The following is a 3,288-nucleotide window of genomic DNA, read 5'->3' on the forward strand; positions in this document are numbered from 1 at the left end:
GGTTTGTCCGGCCGCAATCGTGACGGTGAAGGTTCCGTTGCTGTTGATCGGCACGATACTCAACCCGGACACGAGCCCGAAGTCGGACGCCGGAGCACCGGACATGGTGACCGTGATGGTTTGCGCCGACGTACTCGATGCATCTACTGATACGGTATAGGATTGCGTTGAGCCAGCCGTGAAATCCGGCGCGGGTGGATCGACGCCATCCGTAGCGTTGGCCGTTAGTGCAACTTCATCAGCCAGGTGAAATCCCAGAAAGCCATTCGTACTTCCACCTTGGGCAACCGTCTCGGTTGCGGCGCTTAAGTCAAAATTGTTGACATCGATTTCATTGCCGCTACCAAGTAAGCCGCCAGTGATGGCAAGGACGTCGGTTGTGGGATCGAACACGTAGTCAGTACCTTGACTGTCGACCCATGTATCCACCTTACCAGCCACCGTTGCCAGCACCTGGGCAGCTGTACCTCCCAATTGGGAAATGACGCCTGCGCTGCTTAGTACGTCGACCTGCCCATTTCCGGAGGCATCGTTTATGGTCTCCGTTGCAGATCCGCTCGTCGGCTGTGCGAATACAAACGCATCGTTTCCGCTTCCCCCTACAAACGTGTCGTTAGCGACACCATTGAGTCCCTGCCCGCCAAAGAGAACATCGGAACCGCTTCCAGCCGCCAGGCTCTCGCTCCCGGCTGCGACAATGATGTTCGCCAGCCCCGGTTGGTCGATCCATTGCATAAATTGCTGGGCCGCGGCTGCTCCGGCATCTGTCGCCAGCTGCTGCACCAGGTCGTAGCCAATGCTCCAGGCTTGAGGTCCACCCAGCGCAAAATTCTCGAATCCTGTTTCGAAAGCGTCCTTTGAAGCCTGGCTGCCAAACAACACTCCGGGATCATTTTCGAAATGTACAAGGGTATTGGTTATCGCTTGGGCATTATTGGCGACGAATATCTGCCGCTGCGTCGGATCGGATTCGATGGCCTCTGCAACTGTTTGGCTACCATTTGGATCGTACTGATAGTTCCAGTAGAAAAAGGAACCACCCCAGCTCCCAATGGGCAAACCAAAACTGCGAATGGCAGCACCTATGTCAGCCTGCAATTGGTCATTTAGCGTAAGTGAAGGAGATCCTTTATTTTCTCCATTGACAATGGCATTGTAAATATTCTCACCAATCTGATCTGAAATTTCTTGCAGCTTAGGATCATTCAGGGAGACATTAAACCCAAGTGCCGTAATGTCGCGCACGAAGTAACCGGCCGGATCTGAAAGATTATTGGCATTAATTGCCCCTGCCTCCTGAAACCAATAGGCCTGCGGGCCGCCGATACCTTCAGCATTCATCCACGAGAGAATTTGGGTGTACATCCTTGCCCAGACGTTAGGCGCAGAAGCTGATTGTGCCATTTCTTGCAACGCAGTCTGGCCATAATTCTCGATCCACGCAATTTGAGTTGCCGTGAATGTAACGAGCTCGTTATTTGACGACATGAGGACTCCGCCCAAATGGTAGTTAATGAGCTAGCGTGAGGTAGCGCTCTTCGCAGGATTTGCCATATTCCATGCAGCAAGAAAGCTCCAGATTTGCTCATCGATTTCGCGCCAGCGGGGAAGGTTTCTCACACTGGTGATCCAGTCGATTTGAATCCCCCCATAACGACTCGCGAAATACGTAGCGCGCATCGATGGATTGACGATACCCGACACGCGACCCGGTATATCCACGCTCAAGAGAATGGCGCTGTGATTGTTCCCAGCTTGCGCGTTATAGCAAAGCATCCTAGTTCCCGATTTGTCCGGGTAACATCTCAGTCCATATAAATCTTCGTATTTATTGGTATTTGCTAAAATTGGCAATGATCCTTTGAACTGATTTGTCTCTATTCCAGCTGCGTTACTTGGATGAAATCCTTGAGATGCTGCCGACGCCACATAGAAAACATGCACCTCGTTAATGGGATATAGTTCGCGCAGTGTCTGCGACGTAAATCCACCGAAGTCAGGTAGAAAAAAATCAAAGCCTATCGAGGTGCTACCAAGCGGCGCCGCTCTAGGGATGCCATTCGTTCTTGCCCCGCAAGTCAACATCTCATACTGAATATATTTCATGGGAACCGACACAATCAGGCTATCGGTAATCTTGATCGGCACGCCACGACGATCTGCCCAGCCCGGTTCACAGGGCACATTCGCCGCAGCCACCTGTCCGCCAGGCGATGGCTCAGTGTGAATTTGCGAAGATCGATCCGACGACTGGCATGCCGCAAGAGTCAGCCCTAAGCTGAATCCCATGAAGCATGCCAATAAACTGATCAGGGAAGTGCCTTGACTTACATTCCTTGCAAATAATCCCTTCATGTTCAATCGCCCCTGCAATTGAAGTTGCGGTATCGTGACCTCTACCTAGAGGCTGGTCCCATCACGCTGCACAACATACCGCGACTGCGGCAATAAAAATCCTGATCGTTCACCAGAACTTCCCCGGCCAGTATCTGCACCTGGTGCTTCATCTCGCGGCACAGCCCGGCACTCTTCAGATTTATCGAGAAATAGGAGCCGAATAGCCCCTGCGTATCCACAAGGATCCGTAAATGCTGAAGATGGTCTTGTAAGCACTTTGATTTATGGGCACCTCTATAAATCGCCCCATGACTCGGCCTGGATGCCCCGATGTATACAACACCATCGACCGAACGTCGTAGGCTGGGATGAAATCCCCGCTTTTTTGAGGCTCCTGATACCGAGATTGCGTCCCAGCCTACGCAGATGCCGTCACTCCGGCGGACTCGGAAACGGGTGGGCTGATTTATAGGAGTGCCCTTATGCAAAGAGCCAGGACTCTGGATACTGACGTTAGCCAGCGCGGCGATTTTAGGCATCAGTTCATGCAACGCATAACCTCTGCGATACGCAGGCCATGCTTCACAAATCATGTTGCTCACATCCCTCATGATTGCTTCCCTGTACGTTCTTGGATTGCTCAAGAACTGCTGGTATTTACTCCCACAAAAGCTGTCACGTCAACCGGCAGGTTTTTGCGGAGCGCATCACTCCCATGCGACCGTGGTTTACACGCCCGCGCCGCCATAGAGCGTTTCCGGCCCACTCCCCGCGATGAGTGTTGTCGCTACCGCCGTCATCGGCGTATAGCACATCGGTACCGCTGCCGCCCTCGATGACAGCGTCGCCGAGACCACCGTAAATGGTTGTACTTCCAGCGCCGCCCAGTACAGTCGTCGGTGCAGTCGACGTTCCGCCATCACCCGCATACAGCACGTCGGTCCCACCACC

General features: G+C 53.0%; 3 protein-coding genes. All 3 read right to left on the reverse strand.

Annotated elements, in window-relative coordinates; all coding sequences use genetic code 11:
• On the reverse strand, nt 1-1,488 hold a 1,488-nt coding region (locus IEX75_RS23990; protein WP_188798582.1), incomplete at its 3' end, for a hypothetical protein.
• A 30-nt stretch (nt 1,489-1,518) separates the two neighbouring features.
• Nucleotides 1,519-2,355 (reverse strand): hypothetical protein, encoded by an 837-nt coding sequence (locus IEX75_RS23995; RefSeq protein ID WP_188798584.1) that lies wholly within the window; start codon nt 2,353-2,355, stop codon nt 1,519-1,521.
• Nucleotides 2,356-3,012: 657 nt separating this feature from the next.
• Nucleotides 3,013-3,288: hypothetical protein (locus IEX75_RS24000; protein ID WP_229721070.1), on the reverse strand; the 276-nt coding region annotated here is incomplete at its 5' end.

This window comes from Dyella nitratireducens, from assembly GCF_014642835.1.
GTDB lineage: Bacteria > Pseudomonadota > Gammaproteobacteria > Xanthomonadales > Rhodanobacteraceae > Dyella_B > Dyella_B nitratireducens.

Excerpts from the sequence above, each read along its gene's own strand:
- IEX75_RS23995 (WP_188798584.1), bottom strand. The coding sequence starts at position 2,355 with ATGAAGGGATTATTTGCAAGGAATGTAAGTCAAGGCACTTCCCTGATC.